12 protein-coding genes are annotated in these 18,747 nt (G+C 67.2%); 7 read left to right on the plus strand and 5 right to left on the minus strand.

Annotated elements, in window-relative coordinates:
• Positions 1 to 33: 33 nt before the first annotated feature.
• From IE88_RS17180 to IE88_RS0106070, 5 genes are all read left to right on the plus strand, one after another.
• Positions 34 to 3,486 carry a response regulator gene (locus IE88_RS17180; protein WP_051881574.1) on the plus strand — a complete coding sequence of 1,151 codons (3,453 nt, stop codon included), beginning with the start codon at positions 34 to 36 and terminating at the stop codon, positions 3,484 to 3,486.
• A 100-nt stretch (positions 3,487 to 3,586) separates the two neighbouring features.
• Positions 3,587 to 6,391 (plus strand): phosphoenolpyruvate carboxylase, encoded by a 2,805-nt coding sequence (locus IE88_RS0106055; RefSeq protein ID WP_156032425.1) that lies wholly within the window; start codon positions 3,587 to 3,589, stop codon positions 6,389 to 6,391.
• 60 nt (positions 6,392 to 6,451) lie between these two features.
• The gene (locus IE88_RS0106060) at positions 6,452 to 6,901 is read left to right on the plus strand and encodes a DUF2147 domain-containing protein (RefSeq protein WP_051881576.1); all 450 of its coding nucleotides are present in this window, start codon (positions 6,452 to 6,454) and stop codon (positions 6,899 to 6,901) included.
• Positions 6,902 to 7,016: 115 nt separating this feature from the next.
• A complete protein-coding gene (locus tag IE88_RS16380; protein ID WP_156032427.1) occupies positions 7,017 to 8,108 on the plus strand; it encodes an efflux RND transporter periplasmic adaptor subunit in 1,092 nt (363 codons plus the stop codon).
• 3 nt (positions 8,109 to 8,111) lie between these two features.
• On the plus strand, positions 8,112 to 11,399 hold the full coding sequence (locus IE88_RS0106070; protein WP_051881577.1) for an efflux RND transporter permease subunit: 3,288 nt from the start codon (positions 8,112 to 8,114) through the stop codon (positions 11,397 to 11,399).
• Positions 11,400 to 11,411: 12 nt separating this feature from the next.
• On the opposite strand, the gene IE88_RS0106075 is transcribed toward IE88_RS0106070, so the two are convergent.
• From IE88_RS0106075 to IE88_RS0106090, 4 genes are all read right to left on the minus strand, one after another.
• Positions 11,412 to 12,614, minus strand: coding sequence for an acetyl-CoA C-acyltransferase (locus tag IE88_RS0106075; protein ID WP_031551644.1), 1,203 nt, complete (start codon positions 12,612 to 12,614; stop codon positions 11,412 to 11,414).
• Positions 12,615 to 12,626: 12 nt separating this feature from the next.
• Positions 12,627 to 13,088 (minus strand): MaoC family dehydratase, encoded by a 462-nt coding sequence (locus IE88_RS0106080; RefSeq protein ID WP_031551647.1) that lies wholly within the window; start codon positions 13,086 to 13,088, stop codon positions 12,627 to 12,629.
• Positions 13,088 to 14,227: an acyl-CoA dehydrogenase family protein gene (locus tag IE88_RS0106085; RefSeq protein WP_031551649.1), complete on the minus strand. Its 1,140-nt coding sequence runs from the start codon at positions 14,225 to 14,227 to the stop codon at positions 13,088 to 13,090. The genes IE88_RS0106080 and IE88_RS0106085 overlap by 1 nt, the downstream gene beginning before the upstream one ends.
• 304 nt (positions 14,228 to 14,531) lie before the next feature.
• On the minus strand, positions 14,532 to 14,912 hold the full coding sequence (locus IE88_RS0106090) for a hypothetical protein (protein ID WP_031551652.1): 381 nt from the start codon (positions 14,910 to 14,912) through the stop codon (positions 14,532 to 14,534).
• A 207-nt stretch (positions 14,913 to 15,119) separates the two neighbouring features.
• On the opposite strand from IE88_RS0106090, the gene IE88_RS0106095 reads away from it, so the two are divergent.
• Positions 15,120 to 16,085: a bacteriorhodopsin gene (locus tag IE88_RS0106095; protein ID WP_051881578.1), complete on the plus strand. Its 966-nt coding sequence runs from the start codon at positions 15,120 to 15,122 to the stop codon at positions 16,083 to 16,085.
• Between the two features lie 38 nt (positions 16,086 to 16,123).
• Entirely contained in the window at positions 16,124 to 17,503 is a 1,380-nt protein-coding gene (locus IE88_RS0106100; protein ID WP_156032428.1) for a TrkH family potassium uptake protein, read from the plus strand.
• A 6-nt stretch (positions 17,504 to 17,509) separates the two neighbouring features.
• Here IE88_RS0106100 and IE88_RS0106105 read toward each other — a convergent pair whose 3' ends face one another.
• Positions 17,510 to 18,700, minus strand: a complete 1,191-nt coding sequence (locus IE88_RS0106105) for an acyl-CoA dehydrogenase family protein (protein ID WP_031551658.1) — start codon at positions 18,698 to 18,700, stop codon at positions 17,510 to 17,512.
• Positions 18,701 to 18,747: the final 47 nt, after the last annotated feature.

Genomic DNA, 18,747 nt, shown 5'->3' on the forward strand with positions numbered 1-18,747 from the left:
GCTCCCACCGACCGATCAACCGGTGGGGACTTCATGGCGGCGGCAAGTACGAGCGACAGCGACAGCGCGGTGCTGACCAAGCGCCTCGGCGAATTCGCCTATCTGACGCCCGTTCTCTACATGACGATGATCTGCACGTCCTTCGTCGGAGGATGGGCGGCGTTCGTGGTCGGGCTGGAAGCGGCAGTCGTGGTGCCGGTCCTGATCGGCGCGTTCTCGATCGTCCGCTTCTTCTACTGGTCCAAGGCGGATGTGCGGAGCTTCGCGCCGGCCAAGGCCGAATCCATGCACCGCTGGCTGTGGATCTCCAGCGTCGGCGTCGCGGTCGTCTATTCGGTCTTCCTCACCTTCGTCGCCGCGAGGGGCGGGATCGGGGTGACGGCGCTCGCGACGGCTTGGATCACCATTGCCGGCGCGGTGTGCAGCTTCTGCCTCTACGCCTTCCCCAAGCTTGCCCGGATCGTGCTCGTGACGCTGATCGCGCCGATGGGATGCTTCCTCGCGCTGTTCGGCGAAGGCTTCCTGCGCCCCACCGGCCTGACGATGCTCGTCCTGATGGGCCTGCTCCACCTGATCCTGAGGGCGGTGAAGCATCTGGTCGGCGACCTGCACGACCGGGCGGACATGGAATCCACTCTGACGGCCGCCGCGCAGAGGGCGCTGAACGACTTCCTCTCCGTCAGCCACGACTACAATTTCGAAACGGATGCCGATGGCCGCCTGGTGCGGGTGTCCGAGAACTTCCACAAGCTCATCGACGCGCCTGCCGAGACGCTTCTGGGCAAGTCCCTCCAGAACATGGCGAATACCGACGACCCCATCACGCGAAAGGCGATGAAGGGCTTCGAGGAGGCCTTCGCCAGGCGCGAAGCCGTGCGGGACCTGGAGACGCGCGGCATCACGATCATGGGCCGCAAGGTCGCCACGCAGACGAGCTGCGTTCCCATCGTGGAGGATGGCGTATTCCAGGGCTATCGCGGCTGGATCGTCGATATCTCCGAGCAGCGGCATGCCGAGGCGGTTCTCGCGCAGAACGAGGCGCGCTTCCGCGACTTCGCCACGCTCGCGGCGGATTGCCTGTGGGAGACCGACGAGGAGAACCGTTACACTTATCTGTCCGACAAGTTCGCCGAATGGACCGGCGTGCCCGTCGAGCAGATGATCGGCACCGTGCGCGGCGCCAGCTATTCTGACTATTCCTCCGAACGGTTCCGCGAGGTGTGGGAGAACCACCTCGCGCAGATCGCGCAGCGCCTTCCCTTCCGCGACTGCGTCACGCCGACCCATGAGGGTCGGGTGCTGTGCTCGGACGGCTCTCCGCGCTTCGCCGAAGACGGCACCTTCCTGGGCTATCGCGGCTATACACGGGATATCACCGAGGAATACGAGGCGAAGAAGGCCGCCGATGCGGCAAGGGCGGCGCTCGAGGAAACAAACCACCTCCTCGAGACCCGGATCGCGCAGCGCACCCGCTCCCTGCGCGAGCGCACCGAGCTTCTGGCCGAGGTGCTGAACACGATGAGCGACGGGCTCGTTGTCCTGTCCTCCGAAGGCAGTGTGGAGATGATGAACGAGCGGGCGGCGGATGCGCTGCCTCCGGCCCGCTGGGAAGTCGGCACCGCGTTCGCCAGCACCTATGACAGCGCCTTCGCCGCAGGCACGGGCGGAGAGAGCTTCAACCGCGAAGACGAGGCCCCGTTCGACGCGGGCGCGATCTCGGGCGGCGAGCCCTTCGTCCATTACCGCCGCACCCGCGACGGGCGCGCCATCCGCGAGAACTACACGCCCCGCGCGGGCGGCGGCTTCGTCGTCTCGCTGAACGACATCACCAGCGACATGCACCGGCAGGACGAGCTCAAGGCGCTGAGCGACGACCTCATGGCATCGAAGGACGCCGCGGAGGCGGCGAGCCGCGCCAAGTCGGAATTCCTGGCCAATATGAGCCACGAAATCCGCACGCCGATGAATGGCGTCCTCGGCATGGCCGAGCTTCTCATGGCGACGGAGCTGTCACCCAAGCAGCGCGATATGGCGGAGGTCATTCAGCGCTCGGGCGACAGCCTGCTGACAATCATCAACGACATCCTCGACTTCTCGAAGCTCGAAGTGGGCAAGATGAGCATCGCCGCCGAGCCCTTCGACGTGCGCGCGGCGGTCGAGGACGTCGCCTCGCTCGTCTCGCCCACGGCGCAGAAGAAGGGCCTCGAACTCCTCGTGCGCATTCAGCCCGACCTGCCCCTGTGGCTCATGGGCGATGCGGGACGCTTCCGCCAGGTCATCACCAACCTGGTCGGCAATGCGGTGAAGTTCACCAGCGAAGGCCAGGTCCTGATCGACCTCCGGGGCCGCTGCTCCGGCAGTCAGGTCAATCTCGAGATCGCCGTCGAGGACACGGGATGCGGCATCCCGGAGAACAAGCTCGAAGACATCTTCAACATGTTCGAGCAGGTCGACGGCTCCACCTCGCGCAGCTTCGAGGGCACGGGGCTCGGCCTGTCGATCTCCAAGAAGATCGCGGCGATCATGGGCGGGGACATCCATGCCCGCAGCCGGCTCGGCGAAGGCTCGGAATTCACATTCAAGGTCGCGCTGTCCCTCGCCCCGGGCGGAGCGGACGCCAAGGTGGCGCCCGCCGCGCTGGACGGGCTCGCGGCGCTGGTCGTGGACGACAATGCAGTCAACCGCCTGATCCTCGAGGAACAGCTGTCGAGCTGGGGCATGGTTCCCGACTGCTTCGAACGCGCCGAAGACGCGATCAGGGCCGCCCGCGAGCGCGCGGAGCGGGGCGAGCGCCACGCCCTGGCGATCATCGACCACCAGATGCCGGAAATGAACGGCGAGGACCTGTCCCTGGCGATGCAGGCCGATCCTGCCCTGTCGGCGATGCCCCGGATCATGCTGACTTCGGCCGGGCAGCCGGGCGACGGGAAGCTTCAGCAGCAACTCGGCCTCGCCGCCTATCTCGTCAAACCCCTGAGATCCCGCCAGCTTCTCGATGCAGTAACATCGGCCCTGACCAAGGCCGCGCTGCGCACCGCGGGCGAAGCGCGGACCGCCCTTCGGGGTGCGAAGCAGGACGCCCCGGAAGCGGGCCGCGACCGCGTCGTCCTCGTCGCGGAGGACAATATGGTCAACCAGCTCGTCGTGAAGACCATGCTCGCCGATACCGGCTACACGGTTCACTTCGCCGGCAATGGCGAGGAGGCCGTCGCGCTGTTCGAGGAGCTCGCTCCGGACCTCGTGATGATGGACGTTTCCATGCCCGTGATGGACGGATTGGAGGCGACGCGGACGATCCGCGAAGCGAGCGAGCGCGGGGCGGACGTGCCGATCATCGGGGTGACGGCCCACGCCCTGGCGGAAGACCGCCAGGTCTGTCTCGATGCGGGAATGTCGGACTATCTTCCCAAGCCCATCAAGAAGGACAAGCTTCTCGAGAAGCTCGCCCATTGGGGCTCGGACGCAGTCGCGGCGATGACCGCCTGACGGGATCACATACTGCTTCGTTCTCGGCTGGAACATTGACGCTCCGCCATTCGCTCCTGCACACCGCTCCCGTCCCTTTCAGACCGGCCGGAGCAAGAGCATGTCCACAACGCCCCTTCACGAGTTGTCGCCCAGCGCACTCGAGGATGCCCTGACCGACCGCCTCAAGGCCTTGCGGGAGGAGGTGCGGCGCGATCCCCTGTCCAATCCCGTGCGCCAACTCGCCCACGAGCTTTCGCGCGAACTCGAGGGCGGCAAGCTCGGCGTGGACACGCTGTCCGCGCTGATCGACCTCCTCGACAAGGACGCCTTCGCCGGACGCGCAGAGCATGTCGCGGACTACCTCAAGCTCGGCGAGGAGGAGGACCCGCTCGAGGCGGTGGTCGCCGCCCTCTCCGACGACCTGCCGGACTGGGCCTCCTTCTCCGCCTTCTGGAACCGGCGCCGCGAGACGCTGGTCTTCACCGGCCACCCGACCTTCCTCCTCACGCCCGAGGCGCGTGAGCGCCTGGCCGAGGCCGCGGCGACCCGCGCCGTGCCCGCCAAGGGGCCGGGCCTGCCCAATGCCGATATCACCCTGTCCGAGGAACACGCCCAGGCCGAAGCGGCCATGGGCTGCGCGGCCGAGGCGCTTCACGCGCTGTCAATCCGCGTCCTGCGCTATGCGCGCAAGCGCTTCCCCGAGGACTGGCTGACCCTCACCCCTCAGCCCATCGGGCTTGGCACATGGGTCGGCTATGACATGGACGGCCGCAACGATATCGGCTGGCAGGCCGTCATCGCGCACCGCCTCCAAGAAAAGCGCGACCGCCTCGCGGGCTATGTCGAGCGCCTCGATGCGGCCGGCGCCGGCGACATGGCGAGCGGGCTGCGCGATCAGCTCGCCGCGGCGCATGCCCGCGCGGAGCGGGAGGCGGCCGCCTTCGGCGACCCGCTCGACAGCGTGGATGCGCTGACCAAGGCCGCCAATCTCGTCACCGCCGAGGGCGAAGGGCGCCTCACTTCCGTCCGCGAAGCCGCCGACACGCTGCTGCGCCTCGCCGAGCGGGCCGACGAAGAGGTCGCCTGCCGCCTCGTCGCCCTGAGGGCCGAGATGCTGACCTTCGGGCTCGGCATGGGCGATGTCCATTTCCGCCTCAACGCCGCGCAGATCCGCAATGCGGCGCGCGCGGCCCTCGCCGCCGGGCGCGACGTCGATCTCTTCGGCAGGAGCGCGATGGAAGACGTCTCGCGGCTCATCCAGGAGACGAAGCCTCTCAGGGTGAACTTCGCCTCCCTTGCGGGCGAGGACTCCTCGGCGGCGCGCCTCTTCATCGCGACCGCGCAGATCCTCAAGCACATCGATGCGGACACGCCCATCCGCCTGCTGATCGCCGAGTGCGAGAACCCGGTCACGGTCCTGACGACGATCTATCTCGCCCGCCTCTTCGGCGTCGAGGAGAAGCTCGACGTCTGCCCTCTCTTCGAGACCGCCGTCAGCCTCGATCGCGGCCGCCGCATCATGGACGTCCTGTTCCAGCAGAAACCCTATCGCGAGCAGGTCCAGCGCCGCGGCCGGGTCTGTATCGAGACCGGCTTCTCTGATGCCGGCCGCTTCATGGGACAGGTGCCGGCGGGCCTCGCCATCGAGCGCCTTCAGGGCCAGCTCGCCGACGAGATGCAGCGCCAGGGCCTGGGGCATCTCGAGGCGGTCATCTATGACACGCATGGCGAAAGCATGGGCCGTGGCGGCCATCCGGGCGGCATCGAGGACCGCTGCCTCTATGCCTGCAGCCCTTGGGCGCGCGCGCAATTCGCCGCCCGCGGCATCCCGCTCGTCCACGAGCAGAGCTTCCAGGGCGGCGACGGCTATGTCTGGTTCACCGGGCCGGAGCTGTCAGAGCGCACGCTCGCCGGCGTCCTGCGCGCCGGGGCGACCGCCAAGGAGAAGGCGTCCGAGGCCGATCCGTTCTATCGCGAGACCTCCGCGAGCCTCGATTTCTACAATGCGGTGAAGCGGCGGCAGGAGGATCTCTTCTCCGACCCCGCCTACAATATCGCGCTCGGCGCGATGGGCCTCGCCCTCCTGCCCAAGACCGGCTCGCGCCGCTCCCGCCGCCAGTTCGAGCGCGGTGCGGACGAGGAGACCTCGCTGCGGCGCATCCGCGCCATTCCGCATAACGGCATCCTGCAGCAGATGGGCTTCCTCGCGAACATCCAGGGCGGGGTGGGCAGCGCGCTCGGCGTCGAACCCGAAGCCTATGGCCGACTGCGCCGGAATTCGGACCGCTTCGACCGGATCATGCGCCTCGTCGCGACCTCCAAGTCGAACTCCGAGATGAAGACGCTGATCGCCTATATGAAGCTCTATGACGGCTCGTTCTGGGCGACGCGGCCGATTTCGGGCGAGGAGCCGCAGCTCGAAGGCCCCTGCTCGGTGCTGGCCGAGGCCTTGTCGGAGGATGCCCGCTATTTCGCGGCCCTCCAGCTCGCAGGGCGGCTGCGCTCCGACGCGATCGCGCTCAACCGCGCTCTGGAGGCGATGGACCTGCCCGCGCGGGAGAACCCGCCGGTCACCCTCGACCTCCTGCATGCGGTGCGGCTCGCCCTCATCCAGCGCGTCTTCCTGATCGCGGCGCGCCTGCCGGTCTTCACGCCCCAAGGCGGGTTCAGCCGGGAGGACGTCATGGCGCTGATCTTCGCGCTCGACGTGCCGCAGGCCGCGGCCACGCTGCGCGAGACCTTCCCCGTCCGTTCGGAGGATTACGGCGTCGACCGCCTCGACGAGCCCGCGGATTACCCGGCGGAACAAGGCGCCCGCTACGAGGACGTGGAAGCCGAGTTCATCCGGCCGCTCGAAGAAGCCTATGAGATGATCCTGCGCATTTCGGTGGGCGTGGCGAACCACTTCGCCGCCGTCGGCTAGCGCTTCGTGGCGCGAACCTCTACCGTTCCGGCTCTGAGGGCGGAACGGTAGAGGGCAGGCATGAAATTGGCACTCGCAGGTCTCGTCGCGGCAGCGGCCACGATGCACACGGGAACGCCGGCGCAACGCGATGTCTGGGGCGACTGGTACACGCCGGAGCGCGACAGCCTGATCCGCATCGCCGATTGCGGCGACGGCACGCCCTGCGGCCGGGTCGTGTGGGTGGACGAGGATCGTGCGCAGGTGCTCGTCGACGAGCACAATTCCGACGAGGCCCTGCGCGGGCGGCCGATCGAGGGCATCACCCTGCTCAGCGGCTTCGAGAGCGGCAAGACCGGTTGGCGCGGCGGCGCGATTTATCATCCCGGCAACGGAAACACCTATCGCGCCCGGCTGCGGCGCATTGACGGCGACACGCTCGAGGTGAAGGGCTGTGTCGGTCCGATCTGCAAGGCGCAGCACTGGGAGCTCGCCGCCGCGCAGGACGGTCGCCCCGGCGATGACGGATAAGGCGCGCGAATAGCCTACATGCAGCGTATCCGGGCTTCCCGCCCCTGCGATGCGCCTGAAGCTTAATTATATCGTGCTATCGGGAGAGGGCTGAAAGGTCCGAGGAGGCACGAAAGTGAGGCGGGGACGTCCGGGACAGCGCAGGTTCGGCCTGTCGCCATCTGTTCTGTCCGCAGGCGCGATCGCGCTTGCGGTGATCGGCTATTTCGCATTCGGCACCCTCATGCGCGGCGCCGAGCCGGCGGCGCCGCCGCCGGACCAGCAGGACGCCTTCACCGTTCTCGTCCGAAGGGTCCAGCAGGAAGCCCGGCCCTTCGCCATCGCCATGCGCGGCCGCACCGAAGCGGTCCGCAGCGTCGCCGCCCGCGCCGAGACAGGCGCCAGGATCGCGGACATCCCCGTCCGAGAGGGACAGAGGGTCGAGGCAGGCGCTCTTCTCTGCCGGCTGGAGGATGACGGCCGAAGCGCCAGTCTGGCAGAAGCCCGCGCAGCGCTCGTCGCGGCGCAAACGGAATTCGACGCCGCGCGCCGCCTGTTCGAGGAAGGCTTCGCGGCGAGGGCGGGCGTCGAGACGGCGCAGGCGGCGCTGGACGCGGCGCGCGCGCGGCTGGCGCGGGCCGAGGAGGAAAGCCGCAACACATCCCTGCGCGCGCCCTTCGAAGGGACGGTGACCGAGGTTCCGGTCGAGGCCGGCGACCTTCTCGCCCCCGGCGGCGTCTGCGCGATTGTCTCCGACCTCTCCCGGACCGTCATGGCGGGCGGGGTCGATGCGGGAGAGGTCGAGGCGCTCGATGTCGGCGACCCCGCCACCGTCAGGACCGCTGGCGAAACCTATCCCGCCACGGTGCGCTTCGTCGCCAGCGTCGCCGATCCGCAAACGCGCGCCTTCCGCGTTGAACTGGACGTCGAGGCGGAAAACCTTCGCGACGGTCTCAGCGCCGAGGCCGAAATCGTCAGCCGCGATGCGGATGCGAGCTTCGTCCCGCGCGCAGCGCTGGTCTTCGGCGATGATGGCCGTCTCGGCGTCCGGCTGGTCGAAAACGCGGCGAATGGCGAAGGCATCGTGGCCTTCCAGCCCGTCGCCATCCTCGGCGAACGCGAGGACGGCGCCTTCGTCGCCGGTCTTCCCGCCGATGCGCGGGTGATCGTCCGCGGCCAGGACTATGTCTCTGCCGGCACGAGCGTCGCCTTCGCGGAGGAAACCTGACCGGTGGGCGGAAACCCTCTCATCCAGGCCGCCTTCGACCGGGCCAAGGTCGTGATGCTGGCGCTCGTCGTGCTGACGGGCTTCGGGATCGTCTCTTTCCTCACCCTCCCGCGCGAGGCCGATCCCGACATTCCCCTGCCCTTCGTGCAGGTCCTCCTGCCCCTGCCGGGCGTCTCGCCCGAAGATGCAGAACGCCTCCTGATCCGCCCCTCCGAAATGGAGCTGCAGAGCCTCGAAGGCGTGATCCAGACCGATGCCACCGCCTATGAGGGTCTCGGCATGATCCGGCTCGAATTCGAGCCGACCTCCGATATGGAAGACGCGCTGAGCGATGTCCGCGAAGCGGTCGACCGCGCGAAGACGGAGTTTCCGGCCGCCGCGCTGGAGCCGATCGTGAACGAGCTCAACGCGCAGTCCATGTTTCCCGTGATCTCGGTCGTCGTCTCCGGCACCGCGCCGGAGCGGGCGCTCTACGCGGCCGCCCAGTCGCTCGAGGATCGCCTGGCGACCCTGCCTGGCGTTCTCGAAGTCGAGATGGTGGGCGCGCGGGACGAGGTGGTCGAGATCGTCGCCGATCCCGAGGCGCTGAGCGATTACGGCCTGTCGGCGAGCGAGATCGGCGCCGCCCTTCGCGCGAACAACGCGCTGGTGACGGCAGGCGCCGCCCGCTTCTCCGACGCGTCCTATTCGGTGAAGGTGCCGGGCCTCGCAAAGAGCCTCGACGATATCCGCGCCGTGCCGCTGCGCGCGGACGAGGATAGCGTCGTGACGCTCGGCGATGTCGCCACGGTCAGGCGGACATTCGAGGATGCCGAGGGCTTCGCCCGCTTCGACGGTGCGCAGGCGATCGGCCTCAATATCTCCAAGCGCTCCGCCGCCAACCTGCTCGACGTGACCGAGGCGGTGAAGGCCGAAGCGAATGCCGCCGCCGCCGAATGGCCGCCGACTCTCTCGGTCGCCTTCACCGGGGATCAGTCGACGCTGGTCGAGTCGATCTTCGGATCGCTCACGGCCTCGATCGGGCTCGCCATCCTGCTCGTGATGATCGTCGTGGTCGGCGCCCTGGGGCTGCGCTCCGCCCTGATGGTCGGGGTCGCGATCCCCTGCTCCTTCCTGATCGGCTTCGCCCTGATCGGCATGATGGGCTTCACGCTGAACATGCTGGTCATGTTCTCCATGGTGCTGTCCGTGGGGATGCTCGTCGACGGCGCCATAGTCGTGGTCGAGCTCGCCGACCGGCGCATGGCCGAGGGCCTGTCGCGGCGCCAGGCCTATCAGGAGGCGGCGGAGCGCATGTTCTGGCCGATCACCGCCTCCACCGCGACCACCCTCGCCGCTTTCATCCCCTTCCTGTTCTGGCAGGACCTCGAAGGGGAATTCATGAAGTGGATTCCGATCACGCTGATCTTCGTCCTGACGGCCTCGCTCTTCGTCGCGCTGATCTTCCTGCCGCTGATCGGCAGCTTTCTCGGCCTTCCCGAGAGCCTGAAGCGCCGCTTCGGCCTGACCGGCAAGACGGACGGGGCGGGCACGGTCGACATGAGCAGCATCGACCCCACGGCCCTGTCCGGCTTCACCGGCGCCTATGCGCGCTTCACCGCCTATGCCGTCCGGCGGCCGGTCATGTTCATCGGCCTCGGCGCGCTGACGGTGGCGACATGCCTCGTGACCTTTTCCCGCGCGGAAGTGGAGGTCGAGCAGTTCCTGCGGAACGATTCCGAACAGGTGATGATCCTCATCCAGGGCCGGGGCAATCTGTCGGAGCGTGACGTGCTGGACGTCGCGCAGGAAGTCGAAGGGCGGATCGCCGGCCATCCCGCGATCGAGAGCATCTATCTGCAGACCGGCCCGCAGGTCGCCCGCTCCCGCGAGGCCCCGGCCGAGAGCATCGCGCAGCTCACATTGGATCTCCTTCCCTATGCGGAGCGGGTCCACAGCCTGCAGGTCCTGTCCGAGCTGCGCGCCCTCACCCGCGGCGTGCCGGGCGTGGTGCTGGAGATCCGCCAGCCGGAATCCGGCCCGCAATCGGGCAAGGATGTCCAGATCGAGCTTCGCGGGCCGCAGGAGGCGCTGCCCGAAGCCGCGGCGCTCGTGCACCGCTTCCTCGATCGGGCGACAGCGGAGGTCGCGGGGCGGACCGTGCCCGCTTTCGCCGATATCGAGGATAACGGCCCCCTGCCCGGCGTCGAATGGCGCCTCGACGTCGACCGCGAAGAGGCCGGGCGCTACGGCGTCTCGGTCATGGATGTCGGCGCGGCGGTGCAGCTCGTCACGGACGGCCTCCTGATCGACAAATACCGCCCGGACGATGCCGAGGAAGAGCTCGATGTCCGGCTGCGCTATCCCGCGGATGCACGCTCTTTGTCCGAGCTGACGCGGATTCGCATCCCGACCCGCGAAGGCCTCGTTCCGCTTTCGAACTTCGTGACCCGCCAGCCGGTGGCGCAGGTCGACCGCGTCGTGCGGCGGAACGGAAACCGCATTCTCGAATTGCAGGCGAACGGTTCGGACAGGGTCCCCGGCCACGAGGTCAGCCAGGACCGCGCGATCGAGCTGGCCACGCAATGGCTCGAAAGCGGCGCCCTCGAAGAGGCCGTGCCGGGCGTTCAGTGGCGCCTGCGCGGCGCGTCGGAGGATCGCGACGCCTCCACCGCCTTCTTCAAGGGCGCGATGACCGCCGCCATGGTGATGATCGGGGTCATCCTGCTTTTGCAGTTCAACAGCTTCTACCATGCCGCGCTGACGCTTTCGGCGGTGGTCCTGTCGGTCTTCGGCGTCCTGTTCGGTGTCGCGGTGACCGGTCAGTACATTTCGGTGATCATGACCGGCGTCGGCATCGTCGCGCTGGCGGGCATCGTGGTGAACAACAATATCGTGCTGATCGACACCTATCAGTCGCTCCGCCGGGCGGGACTGCCGGTGCAGGAAGCGGTTGTCCGGACGGCGGCCCAGCGCCTGCGCCCGGTTCTGCTGACCACGGGCACGACGATCATCGGCCTCCTGCCCATGGTGTTCGAACTCGACATCGATTTCCGCCGCGGCGTGATCGGCATCGGCAATGCGACGTCGGACTGGTGGGTGCTGCTGTCGAGCGCCATCGTCTACGGGCTGGCCTTCTCGACCCTGCTGACGCTGATCCTGACGCCCGTTCTTCTGGCAGCGCCGAGCGTGCTGGAAGCCCGCCTGCGGAGGATGCTGCGCCGCCAGCCCGTGCGGCGGCGCAGGCGCCAGAGGCGGAACGCCCCCGAAGGAGGCTCCCTGCCCGAAGGCTACTCCGCCGCAGCGGAGTAGCGGGATTTCTGCTTACGCGACCTCGAACAGGCCCGCCGCGCCCTGGCCGCCGCCGACGCACATGGTCACGACGACATATTTCGCGCCGATCCGCTTGCCCGCAATCAGGGCATGCATGACCATGCGCGCGCCGCTCATCCCGTAAGGGTGGCCGACCGAGATCGCGCCGCCATCGACGTTCAGCCGCTCCTGCGGAATGCCGAGCTCGTCGCGGCAGGCGAGGACCTGGCTCGCAAAGGCCTCGTTCAGCTCCCAAAGGCCGATATCGTCCATCTTGAGGCCGTTGCGCTGGAGGAGCTTGGGGATCGCATAGATCGGCCCGACGCCCATTTCCGACGGATCGGTGCCGGCCACGGCCATGCCGCGATAATAGCCGAGCGGCGTCTTGCCGGCGGCTTCGGCCTCTTTCGCTTCCATCAGCACGACCGCCGCCGCGCCGTCCGAGAGCTGGCTGGCATTGCCGGCGGTAATGTACTCGCCTTCCTTGACGCGCTGGCCATTGCCGAAGACCGGTTTCAGGCCGGACAGGCCTTCGAGCGTCGTGCTCGGGCGGTTGCCCTCGTCCTTCTTCAGGGTGACCTCGACCTCCTCGGTCTCGCCGGTCTCCTTGTCCTTGCGCATCATGACCGCGGTCATCGGCGCGATCTCTTCGTCGTAGAAGCCTTTTTCCTGCGCCTCGGCGGTGCGCATCTGCGAGGTGTAGGCGTATTCGTCCTGCGCCTCGCGGCTGACATTCCACTTCTTCGCGACGATCTCGGCGGTTTCGATCATCGCCATATAGGTCGCGGGGTGGTGCTTCACGATCCAGTCGTTCGGGAAGACGATCTGCGCGTCGGGGGTCTGGTTGGTCGAGATCGACTCGACGCCGCCCGCGACGACCGTGTGCATGCCGTCGGCCACGATCTGCTTGGCCGCCGTGGCGATCGCCATCAGGCCGGAGCCGCATTGCCGGTCGATGGTCATGCCCGGCACTTCATAGGGAAGCCCCGCGCGGATCGCCGCTTGGCGGGCGAGGTTCATGCCGCCCGTGCGAAGCTGCAACGCCTCGCCCATGACGCAGTCGTCGATATGGCCCATCTCGATCCCGGCGCGCTCGACAGCCTTGCCGACGGCGTGCCCGGCAAGCTCGACGGCGCCGGTCTTGTTGAAGGCGCCCCGATAGGCCTTCCCGATGGGTGTCCTCGCGGCGGAAACGATGACGGCTTCGCGTGACATGGGGTATTCCTCCTATTGAACGAAGGCGAGCGTGAGCCACTCGGCCTTCAGCGCGGGTTTCTCGCCGCCTTCGATCTCGACGGTGACGTCCCAGCGAGATTGGTATTGCTTGGGTGCCCGCTCCTCGAAAGCGAGCAGCTTGAGCCGGCTCCGGACGCGCTGGCCCGAGCGCACGGGCTGGACGAAGCGAACCTTGTCGAAGCCGTAATTGACGCCCATCGCCACGTTCTCGGGCAAGGGATAATCGTCCGGCACCATCGCCGACAGAAGCGACAGGGTCAGGAAGCCATGGGCGATCGTGCCGCCGAACGGCGTTTTCGCGGCGGCTTCGGGATCGACGTGGATGAACTGGTGGTCCTCGGTCACGTCCGCGAAGGTGTCGATGCGCGACTGGTCGATCGTCAGCCAGTCGGACGGGCCGATCTCCTGGCCGACCAGGGCCTTGAGTTCCTCGAGTGAAACGGTTCTCGACATCAGTAACCCAGGATCTCGGCCAGGCGGCCATTGTGGAAGTCGGGATCGCCGAGCCATTCCTGCGCGACGCGGATCCGCTTCATGTAGAAGCCGATATCGTATTCGTCGGTCATGCCGATGCCGCCATGCATCTGCACCGCTTCCTGGCTGGCGAGCTTTGCCACCTGCCCGACCTTGGCCTTGGCGAGGCTGACCGTCGCGCCCGCCGTCTCGATCTCGCCGTCCAGCGCCTGAAGCGCCTGGAGAGTGACCGCCTTCGCCATCTCGATCTCGGTCAGAAGGTGCGCGGCCCGGTGCTGGAGCGCCTGGAAGCTGCCGATCGGCGCGCCGAACTGGCTGCGCTCCTTGAGGTATTCGTTGGTGGTGTGGAACACCGCGTCCGCCGCACCGGTCATCTCGGCGGCAAGGCCCGCGCGCCCGGCGTTCAGGACGGTCTCCAAAGCCGCGAAGCCGCCATCGACCTCGCCGAGGACGGCGCTGCCATCGACCTCGACCCCGTCGAAGTCGAGCCGCGCATAGGCCCGCTCGTCCACGGTGCGCATCGTCTCGCGGCTCAGCCCCTTCGCCTTGGCGTCCACTACGAACAGCGTCACGCCGTCTTTTTCGCCCGCACTGCCGCCGGTGCGCGCGGCGACGAGGATCTGATCGGCGAAGCCGCCATCGGCGACGAAGGTCTTGCGGCCCGACAGCTTGAAGCCATTGCCCGAACGGGCCGCCTCCATCGCCGTCTTCGCGGGAGCGTGCTTGCGTCCCTCATCCACCGCCAATGCGAAGAAAGCCTCGCCGCCAGCGATCTTTGGCAGGTGCTCGCCCTTCTGCTCGTCCGTGCCGAAGCGCGACAGCGCGGTCGCGGCCATGACGGAGGTCGACAGATAGGGGCTGGCCGTCAATGTGCGGCCCATCTCCTCGGCGACGACGCCGGCCCCGACAAAGCCGAAACCCGATCCGCCATGCTCTTCGGGCACGAGGATCCCGGCGAAGCCCATTTCGGCCATCTCGGCCCAGAGCTTGCGGTCGAAGCGGTCCGGATCGTCCTCGTCCCGCAATCGGCGAAGCGCCGAGACCGGCGACTTCTCCGAGATGAAGCCGCGCGCGGAATCGCGCAGCATTTCCTGCTCTTCGTCGAGGACGAGCGCCATGCATTCACCCCATCATCTGCTGGGGCCGTAGCTTGCTGACCGCCGCCCGCGCCGCAACCCCTTTGCGCAGGCTGCCGCGCCATTCGGGGCGAAAAAAGCGGTGTGCCTGTCGATTTCGGGAAAAGTTGGGGTGCAGCAGTAGCTTCGAAGTTCGGGTTTGCCGAAATTGGCCAGGCCCGAAGCCGCTCCGGGCTCGGCCGATTCCGCCCGATCCCCGCCCTGTCGAAGCGCCCTCCTTACGCAAGAAGGCCGCAGGCCCGGCTTCCCGGATCTGCGGCCTCGCAAGCGTCGCGCTTCAGCCGGTTCAGGCGTGATGCGTCTTCTTCTGCCGCGACTTGTCGATCAGCTTGACGACCCAGCCCACGATCAGGCCGACAATCGCGTAGATGATCGTCTCGCCGAAGGTCAGCGACTCGGCATCGGAGGCCGCCGGACCGACCAGCCAGTCGATCAGGGCCAGGCCGAGGAAGGTCAGAATGCCCACGATGAGGCCCTTCTTCGCCGAATTGTCCTTGTGGGTGTGGGCGGTCGTGCCCGTATCGCTCACCCGCACGGCCTCGGCGTTATAGTTGGCCTGAGTGGGATTCCCGGTCGTCCCCGCAGTCGTGTTGGTCGTGGTCGTTCCCGTGGCGCCGGGCCCGGTTTGAGTACCCGGCGTCGTTCCTGGAGTCTTGGGGTCGGCCATTTCGTCCTCCTTTCGCTATCACTGAGCGAACAACCCAGAAGACAAAGCGTTCGATTCCTTCACGAGAGAGAGGCCGACGCGTGTTTTGCGTTGAGATCGCGCCCTTAACACTTCGGCGCGGCGTTCGGTCACACTCTTGTGCAGCTCCTGCGGTCGCCGGCACCGAATTGCCGTCTAGGTCCCGTGACATCGCGCAAGGAGTGGCCGATGCCCAATCTAGAGAACTTCCTGACTTACGAGCACTGGCAATATGAGCTGGTCCGCCACCTGTTCACGCTGACAGTCGCATGTTTTGCAGCCGGCTTCGTCTATTTTGTGCTGTCGATGCGCAATACCGCGCCTTGGTACAGGATATCTTCCGTCCTGTCGGCCGTGGTCATGGTTTCGGCGACCTACGAGATCTTCCAGCTCTTCACGTCCTGGCAGAGCAGCTTCGAGTCCGTGCCGACCAGCCCCGCAGGCGCCAGCGTCCTGCCCGGGATCGAGGCGGGAGGCATCAACGCCTATGTGCCGGTCGCGGACACGATGTTCTCCAACGGCTATCGCTACATCAACTGGTCGATCGACGTGCCGATGCTGCTGACGCAGCTCCTGGTCGTCGTCGGCCTCACCGGCGCCGCGTTCTGGTCGAACTGGTGGAAGCTCACCCTCGCCGGCCTCGTCATGGTCTATACCGGCTATATCGGACAATTCTGGGAGCCGCAGGTCGCGGGGCTGACCGAGGGACGCAACTCCTATCCCTTCTGGGTGTGGGGCTTCGTCAGCACGCTTCCCTTCATCTACATCAACTACAAGGTGATGACCCTGACCCACAACATGGTGGGCGAGGTCCCCGACCGGGCCCGCAAGGAGATGGGCCGCATCGGCATCTTCCTGGTCGCCACCTGGACGCTGTACACGATCGGCTATGTCCTGCCCGCGATCTGGCCGACCAATGACGGCATGGTCTTCCGGCAGTTCATCTACACGACCGCCGACATCACCTCGAAGCTCGTCTTCGGCATCATGCTGTCGCGCGTCGCGCTGATCCGCTCGGCCTATGACGGGTTCGAACCCGCCATCAAGGCGCGCCAGGGCATCGTGTTCGGTCGGCCCAGCGTCGATGTCCGGCCGCATTTCGGCACGACAGCGCCGAGAGACACGATCCGGCAAAGCGAGAGCGACGCCCGCTAGCGCGCCGGCCGCTCGTGCCGCCCTCCCATGAAGTGCGGGTGCGAAGGACGCTCGTCCTCCTCCTGCGCTTCATGCCGGTCCTGACCCTCCTGACCCTGCCCCCGGCGATGGTGGGCGCGGTGGATGCGGATTGGAGCCTCGTCTGGCCGCTCCTGCCCTTCGGGGTCCTCACGGCGCTTCTCAGCCTGCCGGGCCTGCGACGGAAGCCCGCCCAGACCGCCACCACGGCCGAGAACGCGGTGGCGGTCGCCCTCGTCTTCCCTCTCGCCCTCCTCGTCTCGAGCGGCCCTCACCTCACCCACGGCCTCTCGCTTCTCGACGCCGCCTTTGAGGGCATGTCGGGCGTCACGGCGACCGGCCTGACCCGCTATGCCGATATCGAGACGCAGAGCTTCGCGCTGAAATTCCTGAGGGCGTGGCAGCAGTGGATCGGCGGCTATGTGATCGTCACGCTCACCGTCGCGCTCCTGCCCCGCGGCGCCCGCAAGGCCCAGGAGATGGCGGAGTCGGATGTGGCGGACGATGCCGGAGACGAGGGCCAAGACCAGCCCGACCTCAGGATCCGGGCGCGGCAGGTGAGCTATGTCTATATCGCGCTGACGCTGATCTGCATCGGCCTGACCTCCGCTGCGGGCGTTTCGGTGGAGAACGCGCTGCTGCATGGCCTGACGAGCGTGAGCACGGCGGGCTTTTCGCCCCTGAACGACAGCCTCGAGAGCCTGCCGCAGCTCGGTACTGTCTGCCTGATGGGGTTCGCGCTGCTCGGCGCCATCGCACTCTCAGACTATCTGCGCCCCCTCCTCTCGGGCGAGGGGCTGCGCAAGCTCCTAGCCGTGGCCGGCGCCCTCCTCGCGCTCTCGGCCGCTGCCGGAGGCCTGATATACTGGATGCAGGTGAGGGCCTCCGCCCCGGTGGCGCTCTTCGATGCGATGCAGGTGGCGATGTCCGCCCAGACGACGACCGGCTTCTCCACCCTGTCCGTGCCGGAGCTGGAAGCCTCGTCGAAAGCGGTTCTGGCCGTGATCATGTATATCGGCGGCGATGTCGGCTCGACGGCAGGCGGCATCAAGCTCGCGCGGTTCGTGACCCTCGCTCTTTTCGTCTATGCCCTGCTCGGCCACCGCATGAGCCGGCAGACGCCGCCGGGCGGAGACGCGGGAACCGTGCTCCGCCTCATCGGGTTCTGGATCGGGCTCAGCGTCATCGGCTGCGCCGGCCTGATCGCGGTCGGTCACGCCCCGCTCGACGCGATCTTCGAGTGGTCGTCATCCCTGAACAATGTCGGCCTGACATCCGGCCTCAGCAGCGGCGACATGCCGGTGGCGACCCGCCTCATCCTCACCTTCTGCATGTGGATGGGGCGGGTCGAGATCCTGGCCGTGCTCCTGCTGTTCAGGCCGGCGACTTGGCGCGTCTGAACCGCCTCAGGCGTTCGGCAGGCCCAGCATGTGCTTGGCGATGATGTTGAGCTGCACCTCAGACGTGCCCCCTTCGATCGAATTCGCCTTCGTGCGCAGCCAGCCGCGGGCGCGCTTGCCGTCATCGGTCCGCTCGGTTTCCCATTCGAGTTCGTCCGAGCCGCCGATATCCATCATCATCTCGAGGCGGCGCTTGTTCAGCTCGGTGCCGTAATATTTCAGCATGGACGAAGCGGCGCCGAGGCTCTGGCCCGCCTTGGCCCGGTCGCTGACCGACCGCATCAGGGTCATGAAGGCCCAGCCGTCGAGGTCCGTCTGCGCCGCGCGTGCGCGCAGCATCGCGTCCTCGATATGCCCCGCATCGTCCGTGCCGAGTTCCTGGGCGGCCAGCTGCCCGATCGTCCGTGTCCCGAACATGCCCATGCCGGAAATCATCTCGCGCTCATGGGTCAGGAGGTATTTGGCGACATCCCAGCCCTTGTTCAGCTCACCGACGATTTCGAGCCCCGTCTTCGGCACCTTCACGTCGTCGAGGAAGGTCTCGCAGAAGGGCGAGCGGCCCGAGATCAGCTTGATCGGCTTCGTGCTGACGCCCGGCGTCTCCATGTCGAACAGCATGAAGGAGATGCCGTGATGCTTGGGTCCCGAATTGTCGGTACGGACGAGGCAGAAGATCATGTCCGCTTCGTCGGCATAGCTGGTCCAGACCTTCTGACCGTTGAGCAGCCAGTGATCGCCCTTGTCCTCCGCCTTGGTCTTGAGGCTGGCGAGGTCGGACCCGGCGCCGGGCTCGGAATAGCCCTGGCACCAGCGCAGCTCGCCCCGCGCGATCGGCGGCAGATAGTGCTTCTTCTGCTCCTCGGTGCCGAATTTCAGAAGCGCCGGCCCGAGCATGGAAATGCCGAAATTGGTGTGCGGCGGCTTGGCCTGGATGCGCTCCATCTCCTCCCGCAGCACCTTGGCCTCCTCCTTGGAGAGGCCGCCGCCGCCATATTCCTTTGGCCAGGTCGGCACCGTCCAGCCCTCCGCCGCCATGCGCTCGAGCCAGTCCTTCTGGGCCTCGGAGGTGAACTGCCATTTCCGTCCGCCCCAGCAGGCATCCTTTTCGGGGTCGAACTCGCCGCGCATCTCCTTCGGGGTGTTCGCCTCGAGCCAGTCTCTCGTGGCGGTGCGGAACTCTGCGAGGGCGTCAGCCATGGAAGTCTCCGATCATTGGGTATGCTCGAGAGGGAAACTGGCTGAGG

The organism is Parvularcula oceani, assembly GCF_000733125.1.
GTDB classification, from domain to species: Bacteria; Pseudomonadota; Alphaproteobacteria; order Caulobacterales; family Parvularculaceae; genus Parvularcula; species Parvularcula oceani.